A 5608-nucleotide genomic window follows, 5' to 3' on the forward strand; every position below is an offset into this window, starting at 1 on the left:
CTGGCCAAGAGCGCAAGGGCGGGGGTAAAGGGGCGTCGAGAGCCTGCCCCACGGCTTCTAGCCGTAGATTACCTCGGGGCACCCGAGGACCCCTCGCGCGGGTCCCTGGCCTCGACCGACGAGCAGCTGTCCGTCAGGGCGTATCCATAGACGTCGAACCAGTACTGGAACCCCGTTACCGGCTCTGTGCCTGTCCAGCCCCGCATGTTAGCCATGGTGTACTCGCCCATGGAGATGTCGTTCCATCGCTGGCTGCAGGAAATGAAGTTGTAGGTCGCGTCCATCAATATCTTGCTCAGAGGGGTTGACACTACAGTTGCGCTGCAAAAAGTCCTTGGGCGAGACCTATATACTCGGCGACCAAGTTAAACTCCATCACGGCCTTATTCCTCGAGCTCTCGCTTAAGGGCGTAGGCAACCCAGGAGGTCCTGCCTACGGGCACATGTACGACGCAGCTACTGAGGAGACGGAGGCCAGGTTCGCCCTGTTCCTCGGGTTGGGCTGAAGGCCTTGGAAAGAGGGGATGGCGGCGCTCGGGGGCATGTATAAGGACGTCAGCTTCGCAGCCCACAGGGTCAGGTGCTATGAATACCCCGAGGGACCGGTCCAGGTCTGCGGACGCCGTGGATTTCATTGTGGTGGGCCTCCAAGGCCCATCAAACCTTATCGAGCGGATAGTTGACGTCGGAAGGCCCGTGGTCTTAATAGCTGAGGCCCTGGGGGTGTACCCCTGTATAACAAGCCATTCAAGGAACACCCAGTCATGAGCGTCTCCACCAGGGACCCAGGCTCCTCCCAGGCAGCGGAGGTAGAGAAGTACTTGATGGCGTGGCCCCGGCAACCAGGGCCCGGGGAGGTCCTGGGGCCTTCCCGGGAGTCGGCAGCGTCGCGCGGCCTCGGGACCCTGGGCTGCGTGGGAGCAGCGCCTGGGGCCTGCTCAAGCCGGGCCCGCTCAAACGTCATAAGGGGTTGCACGAGCACGTAACGTTTCAGAGGGCCAGCGCGAGGCCGGCTGAGGAAGAATAACACGCACAGGGGTTCTCGGGAAATGAACGTAAGGTTGTAGGTCTCAGTTAACTACTCGAAAAAGGCGCCCTACCTCCTCCTCAGGAAGAGCGTCGCCCCAACCGCGGCAGCGACTATCAGGATGGCCGCTAGGACAAGCCCTGTGGACAGCCCCCTTGACGTGTTGGTCTGCGAAGCGGTCTGCGTCGTCACAGTCTGTTGAGTCGTCACGCTCTCAGTGGTGCTCATAGTGGTATTGGTCGTGGTGGGCGTCGTTGCGGTAATAGTTGTTGCCGCCGTGGTTATGGTAGTGCTCTGAGTTGCGCTCCTAGCAGTCGTGGTTGTTGTTGTCGTGGTCGTGGTTACAGGGGTCGTAGTTGTGGTGGTCGTTGTGGTCGTGGTCGTGCTCGTCGTAGTAGTTGTAGTCGTTGTCGTCGGCGTCGTCGACTTCTGCATCACAACTATTGTGAAGTGGATCTCCGGGTCCCCGTAAACCACGGTCAGGTTGTACACACCGCTCTCGTTGAATTGTAGGCTGACCAGGTAGAACCCTTTCCCTAGAACCTTAATGTTTATGGGACTACCGTTCAGGTACGCGTTAACACTGCTCGAGTTGATGTACAGCTCTATGCTTAGGGTAGACCCCTGCGTGACGTTAGTAATTAGGTAGTTGTTTGGGGACTCTTGCATGACGCGTGTTCCAGGGGCACTAGCGCTTATCGAAACAATTGATGGCTGAGAGGAAATTGCGGGGACCCTGATCAAGTAGACGGCCGGCTCAGCGGGAACCAAGCCGAGTGTAACGAGGCCGTAGAAGGTCGAGGTGAGGGGGTCGAACGCCGTGACGTAAAGATAACACACAGAGTTGCTAAGAGGATCGTTCAGCGAGACGACGCTTTCTACCGATAGGGTGACGGGGTTTATCTCGTAAATCGTTATATTTGACTCATTGCTTCCAGAGGGATAACCTATATACGATGTTCCTGTGATCCATGGCGGTGGCACAGGCGGCGAAGTTACTATGAATATTTCGCCGGTGAGATTGCCATATACAAGGGTATAGATCCAAGATTGGCTAATGGTGATATTTAATGGGTATATAGAGTTATTTGAAGGGTTAAAGACTGACACGGGATTAGTGGAGCTATTCACGCTGAAGACTAGCGGGGACGAGCTATTCACGATGAAAACTAACGGGGACGAGGGGAACGTCTCGACGTATCTATAAAAGTTTCCTAGCGTGTAATTACCGACTACAGTGAAGTTGTTGGAGCTTATCCTCAACAAGTAATTAGAGGAGGGGGTAGTTTCAACAACATATACGTCCCCGTCAGCGTAGTCATAGGCTACTGATGAGACGTTGCCGTAGAGAGGTATCGTCCTCTCTATGACCCCGGAGCTCACGTTTAGGAACACCACCTCATTAGTTGAACCGATGACTAGATATTTGTCAGCGGGGACATAGGCCATAGGATTGAGTGCGTACTGATACACGCTTACGTTAACGTTAATGGTCTTTACTGGCGAAAGGCTAGTCGCATTAAATACCTGCAGCTCACCGTACGTCGGGTAATAGATGAAGAGGTACCCAGAATAGTAGTCGTAGTAGTATTGATAATTTGAAGACACTAACCTGACGTCTTTAACGACCATGTTGTCTGAGGGGTTAATTACGTATATGCTGTCAGAGTCGAAGTCGTACAGGTAGCCGGCCGTTGGGACGTACAATACGTAGGTGGGCGAGGGCGACGGGGGTATGACGGTGAAGTTCTGTTCCACGTTGACGGCGAGCGTTCCAAACAGCAGACCGTTTGGGTTTACATAGATGGTATATAGCTTATGGTCTGCGTAATACATAATTTCTGGAAATACAAATGGATATACTATCCCTTCCACATAACGTATACCGATTACACTAATGTTTACAATAATGTTGTACAAGGTGTAGTTTCCGTTTGCATTAACCTTTAGTAATCGCAGCTCGTTAAACACGTATGGTGGGTAATTGACTCCATATACGAAATAGGCGCTGCCGTTGCTAACAAAGCCAGGAAAGATAATGAAGCCCACATCTGAGGGAATTGGTGGGATATAGTTTACACTCAATATTGATCCATTATTCATATTCATAACAGCTACCATAGCTCCAGGGCTGTTCTGGAACCCGATCAACATGTACAGGTACCCATCGTTAGGATCGTAAGCCTCTCCAAACGGTATGACGCCGGAGAAGTTTACACCCACGGCCTGAAGCTCGCCAGTGTAGTTAGCAATTACTGCAAGGGAGTAGGGGTTTATTACATATGGACCGAGATAGAAGTCCCCGTTGATAGGATTGAATACGTCTAGCAAAGTCAGGTTCCAGGCGTGCGCCACTATTTCACCGTTGCTCGGGTCTATGGCTACGGTACTTACCCAAGGAGGCTGGCTAGGCCCGAGGAAATACCAAAAAGAGACGTAGATGTAGTCCGTGACGTTATTATAGATAACGGAAAACGGAAGTCCATATGAAGGAGGGGAAGAATAGTTATATAAGCCGTAATAGGACGGTATTTTTATTAATTGCACTACTTTAAAGTTCTCTTGCGGGTCTAGCGCCTCTAGGAAATAACTCGCATTAGTTGTGGTCAGGTTAACCGTTGCCCCAGAAGCATACAGGTAGCCGTTAGCGCTGTCATAGGCCACGCTAAGTAAGACAGTCACATTATCTGTGCTTGAGCCAGAGGCGTTCGTGATGTTTACAATGTTTATAATAGAGTTGTCCGTCGCGTTTACGACGTAAATAGTATTGTAGAAACAGTAGTAGTTTCCATGATAGTTAGAAAGGATTAGTAGTCTTAGGACATAAAGGACCTTCTGTTGCTGATTATACGCGAAACTGAATTGTTCATTATTTAAATAACTACAGTTACTGTTCGGGCCCATTACCGGCTCGGGGAACACCAACCCCGGCACGAACGTGTCGTTGTAGAGGAGGATGGTGCCGTAAGGACCGGCCTGGCCCGCCCCCGAGCTCGCAGCCACGGTAAAGGGCTGGAGATACCCGACCAGGAGCAGGATCAGCACCAGAGCAGGAAACGCCTTCTTAAGGAAACTCTGCAATTCCACTTTAAGCTACCCAAATAATTAGATTTGCTTCCCCCTATTATTTAAGTTTTGACGTGCATCTGACGCGCTTTAATTGTATCGTCGTGAGGTTATAAATTATGGGATTGGCAACACTAATTGATGGAAACTTGGTAACTATCCGAAACCGGGAGTTTACCTAATTTTTGTTTTACCCAGGTCCCCTTTAACCCACCTCTTGCTTTGTGTTAGGGAACCCTTGAAATCTGGCTCTTCTTCGGAAAGCGCCTTCATCTCTAGGACCCATCTACTACAGCCCTCTTGTCCGCCTTTGCTACGCCCGCGTCTAGAGTCCCTGACCTCATCGTCAGCGGCGGCCTGACGCAGGAGCCCACTACCATGTCCCCGGCGAGGCGCGGAAGATTATGTAGCAGGTGTTCATGTAATGCTCGGTGGGGACAGGAAGCGAGGGAAGGGGGAGCTTGACCTCCTGCCTCGCCGCCTGCCATGATCTACCACCCGTCACGCCCCGCCACCTGTCCCCGCACGGGCCGCGTCCCCGCCCTCCTTGCCGCCCTTGTCACCCTCGGCGGCCGTGGCTATCAGCGTCGCGAGCGACCCTTCGCCCATCGTCGTGACAGAGGCGTTATTAATATCAAGGACCTCAGATAAGGCCGCCGCCAGGACAACGGCCACGTCCCAGTTGCCATTCCCCTCGGCCTGGGCCAGCCTAGCGATGAGGGTCCTGAACTAGGCCACGACCTCCTTGCTGGGCCTCGCGCTGATAAATCTGTAGCCCTCCTGGCCGTTGCTGGATACGTACCTCCAGTGGGCTCTTATGACGTTGTTGAAGTCATCGTAGCCTATGGCTATGTAATGCTCCTGGGTCTCCTTCCTCACCACACCCTCTGCCTTGGCGTATACGAAGAGGCCTGGCTGGAAGCTGTTCTGCGACACCTTGAACCACCCGCTGACGTTCTAATCCTTGACAAGATCGAACCACGATCGGAACGTCTGCGGATCGCTAAGCAGGTCAATGTCTCCTCGTCCCCTCACCCACCCTATGAGGGCTAGGTGGTCGCCAATAATCTTATTATTGGTCTGCGCCTCTGTCACGTCGAACGCCCTCAGGTACGTCTGTACTACCTGCCGCTGAGCGCCGCCTTCACGATGCACTGAACCACAACTGGCCTCACGTTATTCTTGATGGCCACAGCCGTGATCTCTATGTGAGCCCGCCCTCCCAGCTTATTTCCCGCGGGAGCCAACGCTGGGAGGGGGAAGCGCGGGCAGGACGCTCGCCCACGGATGTCCTGTTTGGCCAGCCACTCATGACCCTTCCTTGAGCACCTTGCGGCTGTCGCACAGCTGTAATTATAGCAAATCGTAATTAGTGCGCTCGGCGCATTAAGAGTGGGCGCCCCGCCTTGGGCTCCGTCACGCCTCAGGACACGCACAACTACTGGCTGGTCATCATCTCCGCTGAGAACTATGAGGTCACCGCGAGGGAGGAGGTCTACGGCGTTACAGAGGATG

7 protein-coding genes are annotated in these 5608 nt (G+C 53.1%); 2 read left to right on the forward strand and 5 right to left on the reverse strand.

Annotation, left to right across the window (positions count from 1 at the left end):
* Positions 1 to 68: 68 nt before the first annotated feature.
* The gene (locus ACP5H1_RS07740) at positions 69 to 311 is read right to left on the reverse strand and encodes a hypothetical protein (protein WP_427973757.1); all 243 of its coding nucleotides are present in this window, start codon (positions 309 to 311) and stop codon (positions 69 to 71) included.
* Between the two features lie 274 nt (positions 312 to 585).
* Here ACP5H1_RS07740 and ACP5H1_RS07745 point away from each other — a divergent pair, with 274 nt between their 5' ends.
* Both ACP5H1_RS07745 and ACP5H1_RS07750 read left to right on the forward strand, forming a co-directional pair.
* Positions 586 to 768, forward strand: coding sequence for a hypothetical protein (locus ACP5H1_RS07745; protein ID WP_427973760.1), 183 nt, complete (start codon positions 586 to 588; stop codon positions 766 to 768).
* Positions 765 to 986 carry a hypothetical protein gene (locus tag ACP5H1_RS07750; protein ID WP_427973762.1) on the forward strand — a complete coding sequence of 74 codons (222 nt, stop codon included), beginning with the start codon at positions 765 to 767 and terminating at the stop codon, positions 984 to 986. The genes ACP5H1_RS07745 and ACP5H1_RS07750 overlap by 4 nt, the downstream gene beginning before the upstream one ends.
* A 110-nt stretch (positions 987 to 1096) precedes the next feature.
* Here ACP5H1_RS07750 and ACP5H1_RS07755 read toward each other — a convergent pair whose 3' ends face one another.
* The 4 genes from ACP5H1_RS07755 to ACP5H1_RS07770 all read right to left on the reverse strand — a co-directional run bounded on the left by ACP5H1_RS07755 (position 1097) and on the right by ACP5H1_RS07770 (position 5029).
* The gene (locus ACP5H1_RS07755) at positions 1097 to 2863 is read right to left on the reverse strand and encodes a YncE family protein (RefSeq protein WP_427973765.1); all 1767 of its coding nucleotides are present in this window, start codon (positions 2861 to 2863) and stop codon (positions 1097 to 1099) included.
* A gap of 1603 nt (positions 2864 to 4466) precedes the next feature.
* Positions 4467 to 4598 (reverse strand): hypothetical protein, encoded by a 132-nt coding sequence (locus ACP5H1_RS07760; RefSeq protein ID WP_427973768.1) that lies wholly within the window; start codon positions 4596 to 4598, stop codon positions 4467 to 4469.
* Positions 4595 to 4768 carry a hypothetical protein gene (locus ACP5H1_RS07765; RefSeq protein WP_427973771.1) on the reverse strand — a complete coding sequence of 58 codons (174 nt, stop codon included), beginning with the start codon at positions 4766 to 4768 and terminating at the stop codon, positions 4595 to 4597. The genes ACP5H1_RS07760 and ACP5H1_RS07765 overlap by 4 nt, the downstream gene beginning before the upstream one ends.
* A 54-nt stretch (positions 4769 to 4822) precedes the next feature.
* Positions 4823 to 5029: a hypothetical protein gene (locus ACP5H1_RS07770; RefSeq protein ID WP_427973774.1), complete on the reverse strand. Its 207-nt coding sequence runs from the start codon at positions 5027 to 5029 to the stop codon at positions 4823 to 4825.
* Between the last annotated feature and the right edge of the window lie 579 nt (positions 5030 to 5608).

Source organism: Acidilobus sp., assembly GCF_049973875.1.
Lineage (GTDB): Archaea > Thermoproteota > Thermoprotei_A > Sulfolobales > Acidilobaceae > Acidilobus.